This window comes from Paracoccus benzoatiresistens (genome assembly GCF_026913015.1).
Lineage (GTDB): Bacteria > Pseudomonadota > Alphaproteobacteria > Rhodobacterales > Rhodobacteraceae > Paracoccus > Paracoccus benzoatiresistens.
Genome location: NZ_JAPTYD010000032.1, coordinates 17768 through 39201, shown reverse-complemented (window position 1 = coordinate 39201; position 21434 = coordinate 17768). Strand labels below are relative to the sequence as shown.

Genomic DNA, 21434 nt, shown 5'->3' with positions numbered 1-21434 from the left:
TCACGCAGGTCGCTGAAAACGCATCTCCGCCCCAGGCAGACAGCTCTGATGCTGGCGAAAGATCCTGGTCGGACTGCATGACGTAATCCGCAAAAGCTATACGGCAACCGCACATTTAGCCGATCCACTAACCTGACGATACCTTTACAGTCCTTGTCAGTTATCAACCGACCGCACCCGTACCCGATGGTCGTCGCCGATGCTGACAAGAGCGCTTGGCTCTGGTGGGCGGCTTATCTCGGGGCGCTGATCAATATACGGCCAGAACCGGGTGCCGGACGGAGGTTCGGGTGCGGGAGGCAGAATATCCTGGGCGCCGCCGGTCAGGCGTGCGGGGTTGGGAATGGTCTCGATGAGGCGCCGGGTATAGGGATGGGCGGGTGCCGTGAAAACCTCCCGCCAGCCGCCTTCCTCGACGATCTGGCCCGCAAACATCACCGCCACCCGGTCCGAGACATGCTCAACCACGCCCAGGTCGTGCGAGATCATCAGGTAGCTGAGACCGAGGTTCTGCTGCAGGTCCATCAGCAGGTTGATGATCTGCGCACGGATCGACACGTCCAGGGCACTGACCGGCTCGTCCAGCACGATCAGCCGTGGCCCCAGGATCAGCGCCCGCGCGATGCCGATGCGCTGGCGTTGACCGCCCGAGAACTCGTGTGGATAGCGCATGGCGTGTTCGGGTAGCAGGCCGACTTGCCGCAGTGCTGTCGCGACGCGGTCAGCGCGTTCGGCGCGATCCTTGACGCCATGCAGCATCAAAGGCTGCGACAATGCGCGGCCGATGGTCTCGCGCGGGTTCAGGGTCGAGAAGGGATCCTGAAAGACGATCTGGGCAAGCCGCGCACGGGCAAGCCGGTCGGGTGCGCCGGGACCGTAGACCGGCAGGCCCTCGACGGTAATGGCGCCTGAACTGGGCGCTTGCAGGCCCATGATCGCCAGTGCGGTGGTGGACTTGCCGCAGCCGCTTTCACCAACAAGGCTTACGCATTGGCCAGGCTGGACCGCCAGATCCACGCCGTTGACCGCGTACAGGGTCCGACGTTGCCTCAGCAGTCCACCTGCGACGGGAAACCGCACATGCAGGCCCTCAACCGACAGGATCGGTTCGCTTGCGCGTGCGGGGATGGTCGCGGCGCTCATGCGGCCTCTCCCCTGGGACACAGATAGGTCGCGGCGAAGTCCGGGGCATCGCGGTCGATCGCCATGTCCAGATCGGCCAGGCGGTGGCGCCCTTCGGTCGCGCGGCTTCCCAGGCGGGGCAGGGCGGCCAGAAGGCCCTGCGTGTAGGGGTGACGGGGGTCGGTGAACAGCGCCTTCGCGTCGCGCAGTTCCAGCAGGCGGCCGTTCGCCATGACGCCGACACGCTGGCACATCTGGGCGATCACCCCGAGATCGTGGCTGATCAGCAGGACGGCCGTGCCCTGGCGTTCGCAGAGTCCGCGGATCAGGCGCAGCACCTCGGCCTGGACGGTGACATCCAGCGCAGTGGTCGGCTCGTCCGCAATCAGCAGGTCTGGGCCGCAGGCCATCGCCATGGCAATCATCACCCGCTGCCGCAACCCGCCGGACAACTGGTGGGGATAGGCGCGCGCGCGTCCTTCAGGGTCAGGCACCTGCACTGCGGCAAGCGCCTCGACGGCCTTTGGTCCGGCTTCCGACCAGGACAGCCCGCGGTGCAGCACGAACATTTCGGCGATCTGGCGGCCGATACGGGCCAGCGGGTTCAAGGCTGACATCGGTTCCTGGAAGATCATCGAGATGCGGTCGCCGCGCAGTTTGCGCATCGACCGGCGCGACATCGCCAGCAGGTCCTGCCCGCCGTAAAGCGCCTGTCCCCTCAGGGTTGTCAGGGGCCTGCGATTGAGGCCCATGAGCGCCAGTGCCGAGGCCGACTTGCCGCTGCCCGACTCTCCTACCAGCCCGAAGATCTCGCCTGGCAGGATGTCGAAGCTGAGATCGCGGACGATCTGCACTGGGGGCCCAGACCGGTTCGGGATGCCGATCGTCAGGCCGCGGATGTCCAGCAGGGGGCCGCTCATGCGCGCACCTGCATGCGGGGGTCCAGCCAATCGCGCATGCCGTCGCCCAGCAGGTTGAAGCCCAGGACGGTGACGAAGACGGCGAGGCCGGGGAAGATCGTGGCCCAGGGGACGCTGCGGATCGCCTCGCGCGCGTCGGTCAGCATGTTGCCCCAGGACGGCGCCGGGGGGCGGATGCCCAGGCCCAGGAAGGACAGGGCCGCCTCGGCCAGCACCGCCTCACCGATGCCGAGGGTCGCCATGACCAGGACCGGCCCGACGATGTTCGGCAGCAGCTGGGTCAGCATGATGCGGATGTCGCCGTAACCCAGGGTGCGCGCCGCCTGGACATAGCCTTGCGACTTCAGCGACATGACGGCGCTGCGGGTGATGCGGCAGCTCCAGCTCCAGTTCGTCAGGCCGAGCGCGATCAACAGGCTGGGCACGCCGGGGCCAAGGACCGCCATGATGGCGAGGGCGAAGACCAGCGACGGAATGGCCAGCATCAGGTTGGTCAGCCCGTTCACCACGTCGTCCCACCAGCCGCCCCAATAGCCCGCCGACAAGCCCAGGGCGATGCCGATGGTAGAGTTGATGGCCTGCGCCACGATGCCGATGGTCAGCGACACCCGTGCCCCATAGAGCACGCGCGCGAACACATCCCGTCCTTGGCTGTCGGTGCCGAACCAGTGGTCCCAGGACGGCGGCATTTCCGAATTCATAAGGTCGGCATCGAGGATTGGGTCATGCGGCGTCAGCAAAGGTGCAAAGACCGCGCCCAGGATCACCAGCGACACAAGCGCAAGGCCCAGCGTCAGGTTCAGGCGGAAGGGCATTCGCATGATGGTCCTCAACGAAGGCTGATGCGGGGGTCGATCACGGCATAGATCACATCCACCAGCACGTTGATGACCAGGAACCACAGGACGATCACCAGGATCGTGCCTTGCACGACCGGGATGTCGCGGATCGCAACGCTATCCACCATCAGAGAGCCGAGGCCGGGCCAGGAAAACAGCTTCTCGATCACCAGGGCCTGTCCCAGCAAAGAGCCGATCTGCAGTCCCAGCGTCGTCACGATCAGCACCATGACGTTGCGCAGGACATGCCAGCGGATCATCTGCGCAGGACTGGTGCCCTTTGCCATTGCGGTGCGGATATGATCCGATCCCATGACTTCCAGGACGCCGGCCCGGGTTGTCCGCGCCAGAAGGGCCAGCGGCGCGAACCCCAGGGCGATCGCGGGCAGGATCAGGTTTCGCAGCCGCCCGTCGCCATAGCCGAAGCTGGGCAGCCATCCCAATTGCAGGGCAAAGACATACATCAGCAGCAATCCCAGCCAGAATTGCGGCATGGACAGGCCAGACACCGCGCCGATCATCGTGATGCTGTCCAGCAGGCTGCCGGGGCGCATCGCCGCCAGAAAGCCCAGGGGAATGCCGACCGTCACCGCCAGGGCCATGGCCGACAACGCCAGTTGAAGCGAAGGCCAGATCCGCGCGGCGATCAGGTCGACCACCGGTTCGCGGGTACGGAAGGACGTGCCCAGGTCGAATTGCGCCAGCCGCACCAGATAATCCCAGAACCGGACCGGCAGCGGCTTGTCCAAACCGAACTGCGCATTGATCTGTGCGACCAGTTCCGGCGACAGTGCCCGCCGACCGCCGCCGGTCATGGTGCCGGCAAAGCTGCCGGGCAGAACGCTGAAGATCAGGAAGATCAGCGCCGCCACGGCCAGCAATGTCGGGATCATCTGCAGCAGCCGCCGCAGGATGTAACGGCCCATTCTTCCGTCCCCCGTTCTTATTGCAGTGAAGACCCCGCGGCGGCGAACCGTCGCGGGACCTCGGCCTTATTGCGGCTTGCGATCGGCCGGTGCGGTATCGTCGATCCAGATCTTGTCGTAATCCTGGATCGCCAGTTCCTGCGGGTTGCCACGAAGGCCGTGGACCCAGGGCTGATGGGCCATCACCGCCTTGTTGTAGTTGAAGAACCAGTAGGGCGCTTCCTCGCGGATGATACCGTCGGCCTGGCGGATCAAATCGTTGCGCTTGGCCTCGTCGCGTTCCTGCTGGGCGGCCTCGTAGAGTTTGTCCACCTCGGGGTTGCTGAACTTGGTATAGTTGCAGGCCGACTGGGCCGTCTTGCTGTAGAAGCAGCGCAGGATGTTCAGCGGGTCCGGCCCGCTGGACAGCGACCAGATGAAGGCGGTGAAGTTACCGGCCGTGATGCGGTCTTCCAGGACGGCATTCTCGACCGGCTCGACGCTGGCGCGGATGTTCGCCTTGGCCAGCATCGGGATGATGGCCTCGACGATGGGGGCGCCCCAGCTTTCGTTCTGGTTGGCGATCACCGGCAGGTCGATGCCATCGGCGTGGCCAGCTTCCTCCAGCAGGGCCTTGGCCTTTTCGGGATCATAGGCATAGCCCTGTGCATCCGGGTCGAAGGCGGGCGAGGTCGTCGGCATGAAGCCCACCGCCGGGAAGGCCTTGCCCTTGACCAGCCTGTCGATGATCAGGTCCTTGTCGATCCCGTAATTGACCGCCTGGCGGACCCGCTTGTCGTCGAAGGGGGGCTTCGTCGTGTCGAAGCCCACCACGCGGGTGAACAGTTCGGCCACCTCCAGCAGGCCTTTCGACAGATCAGGGTCGGCCTGGTATTCCTGATATTGCTGGCTGCCCAGGACAGAGACGTCGATTTCCTGGTTGCGGAATGCGACGTCGCGCGCCGCGGCCTCGCCCATGATCAGGATGTTGAGCCGGTCCAGATAGGGCTGGTCATCCTCGCCGAAAAAGCCCTCGAACCGCTCGAAGCTGACGCGTGATCCAGGGACATGCTCGACAAAGCGGAACGGGCCCAGGCCGACCGGCTGGGTCGCCTGCGTATCGCCCTCGACATTCGACGGATAGATCGGGACATAGTTCTGCATCAGGTCAAAGCCAGGATCCTGGCTGGCGGTGAAGGTGATCTCCAGCGTGTGGTTGTCGATCTTCTTCAGGCCTGACATCTCAGTCGCGCTGCCGCCCTGGACGTCTTCAAAGCCCTTGATACGCGAGATGAAGTTCGCGCTTGGCGAGGCCGTCGCCGGAGTGGCGATGCGGTTATAGCTGTAGATGACATCGTCGGCGGTGAAAGGCTTGTCATTATGGAACACCGCGTCGTCGCGCAGCTTGTAGGTATAAACCAGCCCGTCGTCGCTGATGGTCACGTCGGTGAAGAGGTCGGGCTCGGGCTTGCCGGTTTCGGGATTCCACTTGTAGAGGCTGCGATGCATGGCATGGGCCACGATCTCGGTCTGGACCTCGGCCGAGGCGGTGATATCCAGCGTGCCCACGCTGCTGCCATAGGGCGCGGTGAAGTTCAGCGTGCCGCCCCTCTGAACGTCTTGCGCCCAGGCTGCGGGTGCGCACAGCGCGGTTCCCGCAAGCAGCAGGGCGCCAATGGTGGCTCTCATGATCATCGTTACTCCTCCCCTTTTATTGTCGTTTGCGCCCTCAGGTCCCGGTGCGGTCAAAAACCACGGCGCCTCCCAGCACCGTCAGCTCGCAAGCCGTGTCGTTCAGGATTTGCTCGGGCGTGGCGGTCAGAAGATCGTGCGAAAAGACCGCGATGTCGGCCACCATTCCCGGTTGCAGCCGTCCCTTGAAAATCTCTTCCCGGGCCAGCCAGGCGCCGTTTTCGGTATAGACCGTCAGCGCCGTTTCGTTGTCCACGACCTCGCCTGCCACCATGTCGGTCCCTTTCCAGGTGCGGCGGGTCAGCATCTGATGCAGGTTCGGGCGCGGATCGGTGCGGCACACGGGTGAATCGCTGCCGGTGCCGGGCCGGAACCCCATGTCCAGCCAAGTCTTCAGCGGAGAGACGCCGCGCGTCACCTCCTCGTCCATGACGGCAAGATAGCTGTCGCCGAAATCATGGACAAAGACCTGCTGGGGCGAGGGCTCAATGCCCGCGGCCTTCATGCGGGCGTGCTGCTGGGGCGTTGACATGCAGCAATGCTCGACCCGGTGACGGCGCGCGGGATCGGGCTGCGCAGCCAGCGCCTTCTCGTAGGCGCCGATCAGCTGGTCGATGGCCATGTCGCCGATGGCATGGCAGGCAAGCTGGTAGCCCTGGGCATGGTATTCCGCGACAAGGCTCTCCAACTGCTGAGTCGGCAGCATCTGCACGCCGAAATTGTCGGGCTGGCCGCGATAGGCCCGGCTCATCCAGGCGGTCCGACCCCCCAATGAGCCATCGAGAAAGATCTTGACCGCGCCGACCCGCAGCATCTCGTCGCCGACCCCGGTGACCAGCCCCGCCCGGAAGCAGGGGTCCACGATCGAACTGCCGGGATCCCCCAGCAGCGTGAGCGAAACCCGCACCGGCAGCCGCCCGTCGCGCTTTGCCAGGTGATAGGCGTGGATCTCGTCCATGCCGGCGATCATGCCGACCGCCGCGTCCATGCAACTGGTGATGCCATGCGCCAGCAGCTGCCGCCCGCCCGCTTCGATGGCGGCAATTAGTTCGTCCACGTTTGGCACAGGAATATGGGTGGTGACCAGGTTCTGCGCATTCTCGGCCAGCATCCCGGTCAACACGCCGTTCTCGACTTCAATCACGCCGCCTTCCGGCGCGGGGGTCGATGCCGTCACGCCGGCAATCTCCATCGCCCGGCTGTTGGCGACCGAGACATGGCCGCAGGTGCGTGTCAGAAGGACCGGGTGATCGGGCGCGGCAGCATCCAGTTCGGTCCGGTGCGGATGGCGGCCGATGTCAAGCTTCTGCTGCTCATAGCCGCGGGCGCGGATCCATTCACCCTTGGGCGTGACTGCGGCCCGGGCCCGGATTGCTGCCAGCACGGCCTCCAACGTCGGCGTGGCCTGCGGCGAGGCATCGACATGGCCCAGGACCAGTCCGGTGGAGATCAGGTGCAAATGGTTGTCGTACAGCCCCGGCATGGCGAACCGACCGTCCAGATCGACGATCCGGGTGCCTTCCCCGATCAGCGGCGCGATCTCGGCATCGCTGCCCACCGCCAGGACCTTGCCTTGCCAGGCAGCAAGCGCCTGCTCGACCGGAAGACCCGCGCCACACCAGATGGTGCCGCCTCTCAGCACCAGATCCGCAACAGGGCTCATTGATCCTCCCAAGTATTTCAGGGCAGGTTAGTCGCTGTCTGCAAGATGGCAAGGAAAGTCTTGCAAATTCTTCCTTGTCTTTTCATTGGCTCGGACACAGCCTCACCCCGTGCCGGAGACCGGGGAGCCACGTATGAAAGTCTTTATCAGCGCCGACATGGAGGGCACGGCAGGCATCACCTGCTGGCCCGAGACCGAGCGCGACAAGCCCGAGTATGCCGAGTTCCAGCACCTGATGACGGCCGAAGTGGTGGCCGCCTGCGAAGGTGCCCTGGAGGCGGGTGCGACCGAGATCGTCATCAAGGATGCCCACCATACCGGGCGCAACCTTCTGGTGGACCGCCTGCCGCCGCAGGCGCGGATCATCCGCGACTGGTCTGGCCATCCCCATTCGATGATGTTCGGCATCGACCGCGACTGCGTGGCTGCAATCTATACGGGCTATCACGACGCCGCCGGCACCGACAGCAATCCGCTGGCGCACAGCTTCAACGGCAAGATCATGCGGCTGACGATCAATGGCACGCTCGCCTCGGAATTCACCGTGAACGCGCTGACCGCGGCCTCGCTGGGCGTGCCTTCGGCGTTCCTGTCGGGCGATTGCGGAATCTGCGCGGCGGCCAAGGCTCTGGCGCCGGGGATCGTGACGGCGCCGGTCAGCCAGGGCTTCGGGCCCGCCACGTCCTCGGTTGCTCCCGCACGCGCCCGCGACCTGATCCGCGAGGGCGTCACGGCGGCACTGTCCGAACTGCCCCTGCGCAGCCATCCACCGCTGGCCCCCCGCTGGGACGTCGAGGTGGAGTTCAGCACCCCCACCGAGGCCTATCGCGGCAGCTTCTTCCCTGATGTCGAGCACCCCGAGCCGCGCAGGCTGCGTTTCGCCCGCGAGGATTGGTTCGAGGTTCTGCGGACGCTGCGTTTCCTTTGGTGACCGGCCGGCCCGGACCAGGGCGACGGCACGCGATTTCACGGCCGATCATGCTTTGTCGGTCTTCTGGTAGACAACCTCTCCGCCACGCAGGGTCATCTCGCAGACCGCTCCCAGCAGCGCCTCGGGGGCGACGGTGGTCAGGTCGCGGTCAAAGACGGCGATATCGGCCAGTTGGCCCGGTTCCAGCCGGCCCTTCAGCGTCTCCTCGTGCGAGGCGTAGGCCGAGGCCCAGGTATAGGCGTGCAGCGCCTCGTCGATGGACAGACGATGCTCGGGGCCGAACACCTTGCCTGTGCGGGTCTTGCGGGTCACCAGGTTGTAGATCACGGCGCGGGGGTCGATGTCGGTCACCGGGCAATCGGTCGAGGCCGAGGGATGCAGCCCCCGCTCGATCCAGGTGCGGAACGGGTGCGAGGCCGCGATGCGGCTCGCCTCCAGCACGGTTTCGTAGTTGTCGCCGAACCAGTAGAGGAACGAGGGCTGTGAGACAGGCAGGACATGCAGGCGCTCCATCCGATCCATCTGGTCGGGGCGCAGCCAGCCGCAATGCTCGATCCGGTGGCGGCGGTCTGGGACGGGGTTGGCGTCCTGCGCGGCCTCGATGGCGTTCAGGACCTCTTCGATGGCAGCGTCGCCGATGGCATGGATGCCCATCTGCCAGCCCGCGTCATGGGCTTGGCGCACCATTGCATTCAGTTCCTCCTGGTCGGGAATGCACAGCAGTCCCTTGTTGCCCGGATCGCCCATGTAATCCTGCGTCATCGCGGCGGTCTTCGATCCGGCGCTGCCGTCGGTGAAGATTTTGACAGGTCCCATGCGGAACATCTCGTCCCCGTCGCCCGTCGCCAGCCCTTCGGCCATGACCTTGGGCAGGATGGAACGCGTCTTGTCGCCCATCACGCAGCCATAGACCCGGACAGGCAGGCGGCCCTCGGCATGCGCCCGGCGATAGGCTAGCATCTCGTCCCAGCCGGCATGCAAGCCGATCGCGGCCTCCATGACCGAGGTGATGCCATGGCTCAGCATCAGGCTGCCCGCCTGCTCGATCGCTTCGACCATTTCGTCTAGCGAAGGATGGGGCAACACGGCCTCGAAGGCTTCGCGGCCCGTCTCGGCGACCATGCCGGTCAGCCGGCCGTCGCGGATCTCTATCAGGCCGCCCTCGGGCTGCGGAGTCGTCTCGTCGACGCCAGCCAAGGCCAGGGCGCTGCTGTTGGCCACGGCGGAATGGCCATCGGTGCGCACGATATAGCAGGGATGGTCGGGACAGGCCTGGTCCAGTTCATCCCGGTGCGGGAAGCGTTCAACATCCAGCAGGAAATGGTTGAACCCTCGCCCCAGAACCCATTCGCCCCTGGGCGTCACGGCCGCCCGTGATGCCAGGGCCTGCAGCAGCGCAGCCAGCGTCGGCGCGGCGTCGTGGCGCAGATCGACCTGGTTCATGGCGATGCCGACCGGCAGCAGATGCATGTGCGCGTCGTTAAGGCCCGGCATGGCGAAGCGTCCACCAAGGTCGATGACGCGCGTATCCGTGCCGATCAGCCCGCGCATGTCCGCTGCGGTGCCAATGGCCATGATGCGACCTTGTCGCATCGCCACGGCTTCGGCCTTGGGCTTTCCCAGCCCGCACCAGACCACGCCGCCGGTCAGCACCAGATCCGCTGTATCCACCGTTCATCCCCCCAGATTTTGCATTCCAGGCAGAGTGGACTTTCCACGGTCCCAGTTGTCAACAAACATCGGTTTGCCGGGCAGAGGCACGTTATTGAAGGGAATCCTGGCCCGCTTGGCATCGCCAGATCCGATGTTGATGCAGCCTGGCCCGCAACTCAGGAAAACGGCTCTGCCGCCTCGGCCAGGCAATCGGCCAGGGACGTGCGCACGGTTCCGTCCCGGCCGACGAACCTGTCCACCGCCAGCATCGAATTCAGGACAGCCTCCTGCGTGGCTTCCGCCGCAGCCTGGAAAAGCAGGTCGATCCGGCTCTCGCTCAGGATGCGCCGGCTGACGATATCCTGGTCCTCGTCATGATCGACCGGATTGGCGGTCGAAAATGCGATGGTGATGTCGCCGCTGCCATGTCCCCAGAACGAGCCCAGTCGCGCCAGTCCCGCACCGCCCCGGCGGGCTACCCGGCTCAACTGCCGGTGTTCCAGCGGCACATCGGTGGCCAGCACCACGATGACGGAACCTTTTTCGGCCGTCCCGGCCTCTGCGCCGGGGGGCGACGGACGGCGGCCGTCGGGCAGGATCAGGTCGCCCGCCCTGCCGAAGTTCGTCAGGACAAGCGCGCCCAGGTGAAATTCCTCTCTTGCGATCTCAATCCGCCTCGAGGCCGATCCGATCCCGCCCTTGAACCCGAAGCATGTCATGCCCGTGCCGGCCCCGATGCTGCCTTGCTCCACCGGGCCGCCATGCGCCGCCGCCAGCGCAGACCGTGCATGGTCTTCGGTGACTGCCATCGCTTGGATGTCGTTGAGGGGACCGTCGTTACATTCGCCGACCACGGCGTTGACCGTGGAAGTGGTGCGGCCGATCTCGGGATTGCGCGCCAAGGCATCGCGGATCAGGGCTGCGCTGCAAGCTGCGACCGAAAGCGTGTTGGTCAAGAGGATCGGCGTCTCGATCGTGCCAAGTTCGTCAATCTGCACAAGCCCGACGGTCTTGCCGAACCCGTTGATCACGTGGCTGGCTGCGGCCACCTTGCGCCGGAAAAGGTTGCCCCCGTGCGGCAGGATCGCCGTGACGCCCGTGTTGATATCGCCGCTACGCAAGGTGCAATGGCCAACCAGGACGCCGGGAATATCGGTAAGGCCGTTTGTCGCACCGCGAAGCAGGTTGCCGCATGCGAGAGGAAAGTTGTCAGTGTTGCGTCTCACCCTTGCTTCCTGTGTAAGGTATGCATCCTGGTCGCAGTTGTCCGGCATGGTCGATGCCGCCCAGCACAGCACGAAATTCCGGCGTCCGGCAGGCGGCCTACGATATCGCTTTCTTCCACTATCACCGATTTTTTCTTATGTCGTTGAACATTATACGGCTGGTGTATGGGCTTCTCTACGCCTGCCGATTGAACTCCATCTTGTCTCGACAGAGCCGTTAGGCCGGCCGATGTTGCTATGGACGGCTGCTGGTCAGTGACCGCACGAAAGCTTTCAGGACGTCAAACTTTGGAAAGGCGATCCGGTATGGACAGCCTGACCCGCACCGGGCAGGTTAACAGGCTATCCGCTTACTGCATTTCCTTTCAGGATCCCGATCATGGACGACCTTACCAACTTCGGCGGCACCGCCGAGGAACGCGACATCCGCAACCACTTCCACGCCTATACCAATGCCCGCCGGCACATGGACGTGGGACCCATGATCATCGAGGAAGGCAGCGGCATCCATGTCACCGACAACAGCGGCCGCCGCTATATCGAGGGCATGGCCGGGCTGTGGAGCGTGGGGGTCGGCTTCCAGGAACGGCGCCTGATCGAGGCCGCGACCCGGCAGATGGAGAAGCTGCCCTTCTATCACAATTTCGGCCACAAGAGCCACGGCCCCGCCATCGACTTCGCGGAAAGGCTGATCGACATCGCGCCCGTGCCGATGTCGAAGGTCTTCTTCACCAATTCGGGATCCGAGGCCAACGACACCGTCCTGAAGATGGTGTGGTACCGGTCGAACGCGCTTGGCCAGCCCGACAAGAAGAAGGTCATCGCCCGCATCCGCGGCTATCACGGCGTGACGATCGCGTCGGCCAGCCTGACGGGGCTGCCCTACAACCACCGGTCCTTCGACCTGCCTCTGGACCGGGTCCTGCATATCGGCTCTCCGCATTACTGGCGCGAAGGGCGGCCCGGCGAGACCGAGGAAGAATTTGCGACCCGCTGCGCCGAGGAGCTGGAGACCCTGATCCTGCGCGAGGGCCCCGAAACCATCGCGGCCTTCTGGGCCGAGCCGGTCATGGGCGCGGGCGGCGTGATCGTGCCGCCCACGGGCTATTTCGACAAGATCCAGGCGGTCCTGGCAAAATACGACATCCTGTTCGTCGCCGACGAGGTCATCTGCGGCTTCGGCCGGACCGGAGAGATGTTCGGCTCGACCACCTACGGGATCCGGCCCGACGTGATGGTGCTCTCCAAGCAGATCACCTCGAGCTATGTGCCCTTCTCGGCCATCATGATGAACGACCGCTTCTTTGGCCCCATTGCCGAGGAAAGCGACCGCATCGGCACCTTCGGGCACGGCTTCACCGCCGGCGGGCATCCCGTGGGCGCGGCCGTGGCGCTTGAGAACCTGGCGATCATCGAGGAACGCGACCTTGTCGCCAACGCGCGCGAGGTGGGCGCCCATTTCCGCGCCCGGCTGGAGGGTCTGAAATCCAGCCCGCTGGTGGGCGAGGTCCGGGGCGTGGGCCTGATCGCGGCCATCGAATTGGTCGAGGACAAGGCGACGAAATCGGTCGCCACGCCGGGTCGGCTGGGAACGATGATGAACGCCGCGCTGCTACGCAACGGTCTGATCTCGCGCAGCATGACCGACGCCGCGGCCTTCTGCCCGCCCCTGATCATCACCCGGGCCCAGGCCGACGAGATGTTCGAGATCGTCGCGAAATCGCTGGCCGAACTGGAAGCCGAGGAAGGTGTCTGAGCAGTCGGCGCGGGGTCAAGAATCCAGCCCTGACAGGAAGGCTTCCAGGCAGTCGCCGATCACGTCGGTGTGGTCGTAGAAGATCGACTGAATGCCGTCGACGTGATGGTCGTCGATGTCCAGGATCGCCACATTGGCGAAGCGGCTGCGCAGGCGCTCGGCCGCGATGGCGGCATTGTCGAGATAGCAGATCGGGCAGGGAGGCCGCCTGCCGGTGCCGAAAAGCTGCGGGAAGGTATTGGACAGCACTTCGGGCCCGTGTCCGGGCAGATCCAGCCAGCGGCGAAAGGCCGATCCCAGGAAATCCATGCAGTGGGTCGGATGGATGGCTGCCGCGTATTCATGACCATGATCGGCAGGCATTTCGGGAATCAGGCCTAGGCGTTCAAGGGCTGGCAGCAGGGCTTGGGTGCGCGCGGAATGTCGGCCGGTGCGCCTGACCGGTCCGTGCGCATCGGTCTGAGTCATCCTTTCTTGAGTGACGGACGGGCAAAAGTCACGGCTTAGCACCCGGAGGGGCCGTCAGGTAATCGGCCGGGGGTCAGGCGCCCCTTTCCCGGTGCCGGCCTAATCAAGCATCGCCTCGATCAGCATGGGTCCGGGTTCGAGGACCGATGCCGCGATGGCGCGGCGCAACTCGGCCGCATCCTCGACCCGGACGGCGGGGACGCCCATGCCGCGGGCCAGGGCGCAGAAGTCCAGGTCCGGCCGGCGCAGGTCCAGCATGTCCAGGGCCGTGGGGCCGGGATTGGCGCCGACGCGGAACAGTTCCCCTTTCAGGATCTCGTAGCTGCGGTTGGCCAGGATCACGGTGGTGACGTTCAGCCCCTCGCGCGCTTGGGTCCAGAGGCCCTGCAGCGTGTACATGGCCGATCCATCCGCCTGCAGCGCCACGACCGGGCGGTCGGGACATGCGACCGCCGCCCCCGCCGCCAGGGGCACGCCGATACCGATCGACCCGCCGGTGATCGACAGCCAGGACAGCCGCGGCGCCCCGGCGGCAAGGCTGCCCACGCCGCGCGCCCGGGTGATCCCCTCGTCGATGACGATCCCACCCTCCGGCAGGGCCGAGGCGATTGCCAGCGACAGCGCGGCGTCGTCCAGGGGACCGGCCTGCGGGGGCAGGGGGCGGGGCGCGTCGGTTCCCCGCCAGGGCCGCGCGCCCAGCAGATCGGCCAGGGCGGCCAGGGCAGAAGGGCCGTCCTGATCGCGCGCCGCCAGCGTCGTCACCCGGCATTCGGGCGGCAGCAGCAGGCTGGGGCGGCCGGGATAGGCAAAGAAGGCCACCGGCTCGACCGCCTCGACCAGGACGGCGCGGTCGAAGCGCGACAGGGTCTCGATCGCCATGTCGATGGGATAGGGGACGCGCGCGATGGCGGGCAGGCCAGTCCCCATCTCGACCCGGCGGTTCGACCCGGGGGCCATCAGCGTGGCGCCTGTCGCCTGCGCGATGCCCGCCGCAAGTGCCAGGGCCGCCGGATCCTCCATTACCGTGCCGCCGACCAGCAGCAGCGCCCCCGCCCCCAGGGCCTGCGCCGCCTGACCAAGGGCGCTTTCCGCGATGGCGCGGGGCCCGGCGGGGGCGGGCGGTGGGGCGATGACGCCGCCTTCGTCCCAGCCCAAGTCGGCGGGCAGGATCAGTGTCGCCACCGCGCCCGGATGGGACGAGGCCGCGGCCCATCCCGCCATCGCATCCCGCGCGAGGGTCGCAGCCGATGTCCCGGTCCTGACCCAGTCCGAGAAGGGCGCCGCTGCGCCCGCGATGTCGGCTGACAGCGGCGCGTCATAGTCCAAGTGCCGCACGGCATGCTCGCCCACCAGGTTCAAGACCGGGCTGCGCGCCTTGCGGGCGTTGTGCAGGTTGGCCGCGCCATTGGCAAAGCCCGGCGCCAGGTGCAGCAACGTCGCGGCAGGCTTGCGCGCCATCCGCGCATAACCGTCGGCCGCGCCAGTCACCACGCCTTCGAACAAGCCCAGCACGCAGCGCATCAACCGGGTGCGGTCAAGCGCATCAACGAACTGCATCTCGGAGGTGCCCGGATTGGCGAAGCACACCTCGGTTCCCGCAGCATGCAGGCTGCGCACAACGCTTTCCGCCCCGTTCATCTGGCATCCTTTTCGACTTGGGCAAGCACCCGCAGGCATCGTCCCAGGACAGTGTTTCCGACACCGGCAGTTTCCGCAGGTACCGGCGGCAGGCTTTCCGTGAAATGGCAAGAGACCAAATCGCCTTCCTCAGTCAACCCGTTTCGGGCGGCGGCATCTTTTCGTCCACATCGGCCCCGACAGGCGTACAAGTGGTGACGACGGCGGAATGAACGTAGATGCGGGCGATATAGCTGGGGTGATAGGGGCAGGTTTCATCCAGCTGATCCCGATGCGAGAAGCATTCGATGTCTGAGGGGAAATGGTTGAATCCATGGCCGAGCCTCCATTCGCCCATAGGTGTCACGGCCGCCCGCGCCCTCAGCGTACCGAGCAATGACGCAAGGGTAGGCGCAACCTTGTGACGCGGATCGGATCGGCTCATCGTGACGCTGACCGGTAGCAGATGCATAGAAGCGTCATACAGCCCCGGCATGACAAAGCGGCCCCTGAGATTGGCGACACGCATGTCTAGGCTTGTTAGAACGAGGACGTTCAGCGTTCACGGCGGTTGGCAAAGCGTGCCCCTGTCCGGATTGCGATGTCTTCAGCAAAGCAACTCCAACCTTCCTTCGGCGCAGATAACTCGGGACGTATTGAGCAGTTTGGCAGGAGGGAGGTGACTGCCATGACAATAAATCGGTCTCCGGGGCAGGAGATGACTCATCCCCCGTGACGGCGCTTGGATATGAGGATCCGTGGCGCTGCATGATCGGCTCTGCACCTTCATCGCATTCCGGCCAGCTTGGCGACGTCAACAAATTCTCGCACTTGGCGCGACCGGTTTGACCGTTTCCAGGCTAGAACCGTATTGATGCGGAATAGCGGATGCATGACGGGACGCACTTCGACATTGCGACCCAGGAACCCGATCAGGCTTTCAGGATAGATGGTCACCCCCAAGCCAGCTGCCACGAGGCCCAGAAGGGCCAGTGTGTTTGATGCCTCGAGGGCAATATTGAGCGATATTCCTTCGGCGCTGAACAGGTTGTTCAGCCGCCAGCGATATTCCTCCCATTCCTGTGTGTCGCCCAGAATGATGTCCTGGTTGGCCAGATCGACCGGCGTCACCACCGGCAGGCGCAGCAGCGCGTGGTTGCGTGGCGTGACTACATAGAGCGGTTCGACAGACAGCGTCAGGCTGTGATAATCCGAATGATCGAAGGGGCCGTTCATGTAGCCCAGGTCGATCTCGTCATTTGCCAGAGCGATCTTCTGTCCTTGTGTCCGGATGTAGCGGATTTTCAGGTCGACATCGGGATGGGCCTGCCGGAAGCGCGCGACCGCTGCGGGCATCAGTTCCGTTGCCGCGAAGGCCATGTAGGCCACCTGCAAAGAACCCAGCTTGCCTTCGGCGATGCGCCGGGCAAGCTGGATGGACGACTCGTAGCCGCGCAGCAGATGGGCGTTATCCTCATAGAAACTGCGTCCGGCCTGGGTCAGCCTGACTTCCCGCGTCGTGCGTTCCAACAGCCGAAATCCCAGCGAACCCTCCAGCTTCTGGATGCGACGGCTGAGCGCCGACTGATCCAGATGCAGGCGTTCGGCCGCGCGGCGGAAGCTCAATTCCTCGGCAAGGGTGACAAAGGAATGCACATTCTCGATGCCCGCATAGTCGCTCATGAAAAGGCACCTCCTGATTGATGCGCATGGCGCATGAATAATTGCTGATACGCCATTTCCCCTAGGTCAAGGAAGCAGGGAATATGACCTCAGAGCAGCGGATCATCAGCCTGCATGGGGCTTGAAGACGGCTCGTACAAAGGGGTGCAGCCCTGCGCCCTCCAACCAGGACAAGGATCGAGAAGATGAGCGAAGTGGACACCAAGGAACTGGACCGCCTGCTGCAGGAAGCGTTCGATACTGCCAGCAAACTGTACAAGGAGCGCGGCTTCCAGCGTCGTGTCGGTTTTGGAAAGCGTCCGGCCCTGGTCAGCGTTGACTTGGCGAATGCCTGGACCCGCCCCGGCAACCCCTTCACCTGCGACCAGGAGAAGATGGACAACGAGATCATCCCGGGGATGCAGAAGCTGCTCAAGGCCTTCCGCGCCGCGAACCTGCCGATCATCCATGTGACCACCGCCTATGAGATCACCGACCGCAATGCCGATTTCACCGACATGGGCTTGTGGCACAACAAGATCCCTGTCGATGTGGTGGACCTGAAGAACAAGGATCTGTGGGCCATCGACAGCCGCATCGCGCCCATCGAAGGCGAATACACGCTGCTGAAGAAACGCGCCTCGTCCTTCCACGGGACCGAACTGGCGGGCATCCTGCGCGCAAACGGTGTGGACACGATCTTGGTAACCAGCGTGACAGCCTGCGCCTGCGTGCGCCAGACGATCTGCGACGGCATCGCCGACGGCTTCCGCACCATCGCGGTCAAGGAGGCGATCGGCGACCGGGTGCCGGGCGCGGTGGCCTGGAACCTGTTCGACATCGACGCCAAGTTCGGTGACGTCCACACTGTCGATGAATGCGTGGCCTATATCGACGGCCTCGGCGCGCAGAAGATCGCGGCGGAATAACAAACTCCCCCCTACGCCGGGCGCTTGCGGCCGGCGCCTTTTACAGCGCCGCCAAAGACCGGCGCGTGCAACCAACGGAGAGGTGTCACATGGCCAGGATTGGCGTCGACGTGGGCGGGACAAATACCGATCTCGTCCTCGAATGCCCCAAGGGGGTCTTCTATCACAAGGTTCCGACCACGCTGAAGAACCAGTCCATTGGCGTGGTCCAGGGTGTGCAGGGCATCTGCACCATGGCCGGGATCGACCCGTCCGAGGTCGAGACGATTGTCCACGGCACGACGACTGCCACCAACATCACCATCGAACACAACGGCGCGGAATGCGGGATGATCACCACGCACGGCTTTCGCGACATCCTGCATATCGGGCGGCATAAGCGGCCCTACAACTTCAGCCTGCATTTCGACGTGCCCTGGCAAAGCCAGCCGCTGGTCAAGCGCCGCAACCGCATCGCCGTGCGCGAACGCATCCTGCCGCCGACCGGAGAGATCGCCGAGCCGCTGGACGAACAGGCCGTGCGCGACGCCTGCGCGCTGTTTCGCAAGCGGGGCATCAGTTCGGTGGTTGTCGGCTTCATGTTCAGCTTCCTGAACGATGCCCACGAAGCCCGCGCCAAGGAAATCGTGCTGGAGGAGATCCCCGGCGCCTATGTCACCATGTCGTCGGAACTGGCGCGCGTGATGCGGGAATACGAACGCTTCTCGACCGCGGCGATGAACTGCTATGTCGGGCCGAAGACCGCCTATTATCTGCGCGACCTGGATGCCCGCCTGCGCGAAGCCGGGGTCACGTCCAAGCTGCGGATCATGCAGTCGAACGGCGGCGTGTCCACGGTGGAAAGCTGCGCCCGCCGCCCGATCCGCATCCTGATGTCCGGCCCGGCAGGCGGCGTCATCGGCGGCGCGTCGGAAGGCGAGATGGCAGGCACCCCCAACATCATCACGGTCGATATCGGCGGCACCTCGGCCGATATCTCCACGATCCCCGGTGGCAAGCTGAAGATCATGAACCAGCGCGACACCTATGTATCCGGCTATCCGGTGCTGACGCCGATGATCGACCTGGTCACCATCGGTGCGGGCGGCGGCTCGGTCGCCTTTATCGACGAGGCGGGCGCCTTCAACGTCGGTCCGCGTTCTGCCGGTTCCGAACCGGGCCCCGCCTGCTATGGCCGCGGCGGAGAGGAGCCGACGGTGACAGACGCGCAGATCGTGCTGGGTCGCCTGGACCCCGACATGGCGCTTGGCGGCGACCTGCGGCTGGATGCGGAACTGTCCCGCAAGGCGGTTGAGGAGAAGATCGCGAAGCCCCTGGGCATGTCGGTCAAGGACGCGGCCCTTGGGATCATCAAGATCATCAACAACAACATGGCGCTTGCAATCCGGTCGAACTCGGTCGCGCGCGGCATCGACCCGCGTGAGTTTTCCATCATGCCTTTCGGCGGCGCAGGCCCGCTGCATGGCGTGGCCCTGGCCGAGGCGGTCAGCGCGCGCGACGTGATCGTGCCAGTGGCGCCAGGCATCACGGCGGCCGTGGGGCTGCTGAAGACCGACCTGCAATACGAACATACCGAAGCCGGGATCCTGATCCTCAACACCGCGACGGATGCCGATATCGCCCGCATCAACGGCCATATCGAGAAGCTGTGCAATGCGGTCCACGAGGAACTGGACGCCGACGGGATCGCCCGCGACGCGCAGGACCTGAAGATCATCGCGGAATGCCGCTATCAGGGCCAGGGGTTCGAACTGCGCGCCGATTTCCCCGACGGGCCGCTGACGCAGGAGAACAAGCGTGTCATCATCGACAGCTTCCACGACGCGCATGAACAAGACTATGGCTATGCCTATCGCAGCGCCGAGGTCGAACTGATCACGCTGCGGGTCATCGGATCGGCCAGCGTCCGCCGGATCGAGATCCCGAAGGTGCAGCCCACCGACGGATCGTCTATCGACCGGGCGCTGATGTTCGTGCGCCCGACGACCTTCGACTGCGGCCGGACGCTGGAAACGCCGCGCTATGACCGAACCAAGCTTTATGCGGGTGACCGGGTGCCGGGGCCTGCGATCCTGATCCAGCACAACTCCACCACCCTGGTTCCTCCCGGCTATGTGGCCGAGACGCTGGACTTCGGCAACACGCGCATCAGCAAGGGGGCCTGACATGAACCAGATGACCAAGATCACCGAGGTCGACCCGATCACGCTGCAAGTGATCCGTGGCGCCTTCGAAACCATCGCCGAGGAAATGGGCCATGTCCTTTACCGGATGTCCTTTTCCTCGATCATTCGGGAAAGCCAGGATCTGGGCGCGGGGCTGTTCGACACGAACTTCAACACGCTCTGCGAATCCGAATCGACGCCGATGCATATCGGGTCCATCCCCGGATACCTGCGCGGCATCGCCGAAACTCTGGAGGACGGCGAATGGTATGAAGGCGACGCGGTGGTCCACAACCATCCCTATCACGGGTCATCGCACACACCTGACCTGGCCATCGTCGTACCCGTGTTCTTTCACGGGCGCCTTGTGGGCTTTGCGGGCAATACCGCGCACCATGTCGATATCGGCGCGGCGACCCCGGGCCTGATCATCGACGTGCCTGACGTCTATGCCGAGGGGATGCTGTTCGCGGGCACCAAGCTTTACCGCAAGGGCGAGCCGAACAACGCCATGTGGAACTATATCCGCCGCAATTCCCGCGCGGCAGGGCAGCTGGTGATGGACATCGAGGCCCAGATTGCTTCGGCCCGGCTTGGCGCGCGCCGCTTTGTCGAACTGCTGGAAAAATACGGCGAGGAGACCGTCTTCGGCGCGGCCAACCAGTTGATGGATTATGCCGAGCGCATGACCCGGCAGCGAATCAGCGAGATCCCCGATGGCGACTATAGTGCCGAAGGCTGGCTGGACGACGACGGGCGTAATCGCGACCAGCGGCTGAAGGTCAAGGTGACGGTCCGCGTCCGGGGCGACGAGGTCGAGGTGGATCTGACGGGCTCCGCCGACCAGACGCCTACGGCTTATAACGTGCCCTTCGAGGGGTCGACCAAGGTCGCGGCCTATGCGGGCTTCCGCAAGCTGCTGCTGGATGCCGCCACCTCGGACACGCGGGTGCCGTCTAACGAGGGATCATTCCGCCCGATCAAGGTTACGGCGCCCTTGGGGTCCATCTTCAACCCCCGCGCGCCAGCATCGGCGGAAGCGCGGTTCACCCAATGCAACCGTATGATCGACCTGATTATACGCGCCCTTGCCCCAGTGATGCCCGACCAGGTGATCGCGGGGTCCTCCGCCTCGATCAGCTTTGCCGCCTATTCGGGTGTGCGGCCCTCGGGCGATTACTGGGTGTTCCTGGAAGTGAACGAGGGCGCCTATGGCGGGCGGCCGCGGTCGGACGGGCCGGACAGCATCGACAACCTGATGGCAAACACCCGCAACAACCCGCTTGAAGACTTGGCGATGCATATCCCGATGATCTGCGACCGCTATGAGCTGCGCGACGATGCTCCTCCGGGCGCGGGCGAATTCCGGGGCGGGATCGGCGTGGTCAAGGCGCAGCGCGTGCTGACGCAGGCCTTCATCACCCACGAATCCGAACGCCATACCGATGCGCCCTGGGGCATCTTCGGCGGGCAGGATGGCGCGGTCGGGCGTTGCACGATCAGCAATCCCGCCCGGCCAGGCGAGGAGAAGGAAATGTATTCCAAGTTCTCGGGTCTGGCGGTCGGCGCCGATGACGTGATGACCTATTACAGCCCGAACGGCGGCGGCTATGGCAATCCGCTGAACCGCGCGCCGCGCAAGGTGCTGGAAGATGTCCTCGACGGGTTCTGCTCGGTCGAGCACGCCCGAGAGGTCTACGGGGTCGCCATAGACCTTGAAACCGAGACGGTGGACATGGCGACCACCGAAAAGCTGCGCTTCGCGATGCGGCGCCACAGCTGAACCGAAGGGGCCGCCTCGCGCGGCCCTTTCCTTTTCCAAGAAGAACGGCCGCGCGGGGTGATTCACCGCGCGACGGTCGCATATGTCCAACAAACAGGGATAC

General features: G+C 64.8%; 17 protein-coding genes. 5 read left to right on the top strand and 12 right to left on the bottom strand.

The genetic code is table 11. The annotated features are described in order from the left end of the window. Nucleotides 1-156: 156 nt before the first annotated feature. From OU682_RS16800 to OU682_RS16775, 6 genes are all read right to left on the bottom strand, one after another. Nucleotides 157-1143 carry an ATP-binding cassette domain-containing protein gene (locus OU682_RS16800; RefSeq protein ID WP_268943340.1) on the bottom strand — a complete coding sequence of 329 codons (987 nt, stop codon included), beginning with the start codon at nt 1141-1143 and terminating at the stop codon, nt 157-159. Beyond that, nucleotides 1140-2042 carry an ABC transporter ATP-binding protein gene (locus OU682_RS16795; RefSeq protein WP_268943339.1) on the bottom strand — a complete coding sequence of 301 codons (903 nt, stop codon included), beginning with the start codon at nt 2040-2042 and terminating at the stop codon, nt 1140-1142. Before OU682_RS16795 ends, OU682_RS16800 begins: the two co-directional genes overlap by 4 nt. Beyond that, entirely contained in the window at nt 2039-2863 is an 825-nt protein-coding gene (locus OU682_RS16790) for an ABC transporter permease (protein WP_268943338.1), read from the bottom strand. The genes OU682_RS16795 and OU682_RS16790 overlap by 4 nt, the downstream gene beginning before the upstream one ends. Nucleotides 2864-2871: 8 nt before the next feature. Beyond that, nucleotides 2872-3807 carry an ABC transporter permease gene (locus OU682_RS16785; RefSeq protein WP_268943337.1) on the bottom strand — a complete coding sequence of 312 codons (936 nt, stop codon included), beginning with the start codon at nt 3805-3807 and terminating at the stop codon, nt 2872-2874. A 66-nt stretch (nt 3808-3873) separates the two neighbouring features. After that, nucleotides 3874-5475 carry an ABC transporter substrate-binding protein gene (locus OU682_RS16780; RefSeq protein ID WP_268943336.1) on the bottom strand — a complete coding sequence of 534 codons (1602 nt, stop codon included), beginning with the start codon at nt 5473-5475 and terminating at the stop codon, nt 3874-3876. A gap of 40 nt (nt 5476-5515) precedes the next feature. Continuing rightward, entirely contained in the window at nt 5516-7141 is a 1626-nt protein-coding gene (locus tag OU682_RS16775) for an amidohydrolase (protein ID WP_268943335.1), read from the bottom strand. Nucleotides 7142-7274: 133 nt separating this feature from the next. Here OU682_RS16775 and OU682_RS16770 point away from each other — a divergent pair, with 133 nt between their 5' ends. After that, complete coding sequence (locus tag OU682_RS16770; RefSeq protein ID WP_268943334.1) at nt 7275-8072, top strand: M55 family metallopeptidase; 798 nt, start codon at nt 7275-7277, stop codon at nt 8070-8072. Between the two features lie 45 nt (nt 8073-8117). On the opposite strand, the gene OU682_RS16765 is transcribed toward OU682_RS16770, so the two are convergent. Next, entirely contained in the window at nt 8118-9743 is a 1626-nt protein-coding gene (locus OU682_RS16765) for an amidohydrolase (RefSeq protein ID WP_268943333.1), read from the bottom strand. A 158-nt stretch (nt 9744-9901) separates the two neighbouring features. Continuing rightward, nucleotides 9902-10951, bottom strand: coding sequence for a DmpA family aminopeptidase (locus OU682_RS16760; RefSeq protein ID WP_268943332.1), 1050 nt, complete (start codon nt 10949-10951; stop codon nt 9902-9904). A 379-nt stretch (nt 10952-11330) separates the two neighbouring features. Here OU682_RS16760 and OU682_RS16755 point away from each other — a divergent pair, with 379 nt between their 5' ends. Further along, a complete protein-coding gene (locus OU682_RS16755) occupies nt 11331-12707 on the top strand; it encodes an aspartate aminotransferase family protein (RefSeq protein WP_268943331.1) in 1377 nt (458 codons plus the stop codon). A gap of 15 nt (nt 12708-12722) precedes the next feature. Here the strand turns inward: OU682_RS16755 and OU682_RS16750 are convergent, their stop codons facing one another. The 4 genes from OU682_RS16750 to OU682_RS16735 form a co-directional block, all read right to left on the bottom strand. Then, complete coding sequence (locus tag OU682_RS16750; RefSeq protein WP_268943330.1) at nt 12723-13070, bottom strand: hypothetical protein; 348 nt, start codon at nt 13068-13070, stop codon at nt 12723-12725. 204 nt (nt 13071-13274) lie between these two features. Beyond that, a complete protein-coding gene (locus OU682_RS16745) occupies nt 13275-14813 on the bottom strand; it encodes an acetolactate synthase large subunit (RefSeq protein ID WP_268943329.1) in 1539 nt (512 codons plus the stop codon). 133 nt (nt 14814-14946) lie between these two features. Then, nucleotides 14947-15321 carry an amidohydrolase family protein gene (locus tag OU682_RS16740; RefSeq protein ID WP_268943328.1) on the bottom strand — a complete coding sequence of 125 codons (375 nt, stop codon included), beginning with the start codon at nt 15319-15321 and terminating at the stop codon, nt 14947-14949. 257 nt (nt 15322-15578) lie between these two features. Next, a complete protein-coding gene (locus OU682_RS16735; RefSeq protein ID WP_268943327.1) occupies nt 15579-16475 on the bottom strand; it encodes a LysR family transcriptional regulator in 897 nt (298 codons plus the stop codon). Nucleotides 16476-16660: 185 nt separating this feature from the next. Here OU682_RS16735 and OU682_RS16730 point away from each other — a divergent pair, with 185 nt between their 5' ends. The 3 genes from OU682_RS16730 to OU682_RS16720 all read left to right on the top strand — a co-directional run bounded on the left by OU682_RS16730 (nt 16661) and on the right by OU682_RS16720 (nt 21331). Continuing rightward, complete coding sequence (locus OU682_RS16730) at nt 16661-17383, top strand: isochorismatase family protein (protein WP_268943326.1); 723 nt, start codon at nt 16661-16663, stop codon at nt 17381-17383. 89 nt (nt 17384-17472) lie between these two features. Then, complete coding sequence (locus tag OU682_RS16725) at nt 17473-19548, top strand: hydantoinase/oxoprolinase family protein (RefSeq protein ID WP_268943325.1); 2076 nt, start codon at nt 17473-17475, stop codon at nt 19546-19548. A 1-nt stretch (nt 19549) separates the two neighbouring features. Further along, a complete protein-coding gene (locus tag OU682_RS16720) occupies nt 19550-21331 on the top strand; it encodes a hydantoinase B/oxoprolinase family protein (RefSeq protein WP_268943324.1) in 1782 nt (593 codons plus the stop codon). Nucleotides 21332-21434: the final 103 nt, after the last annotated feature.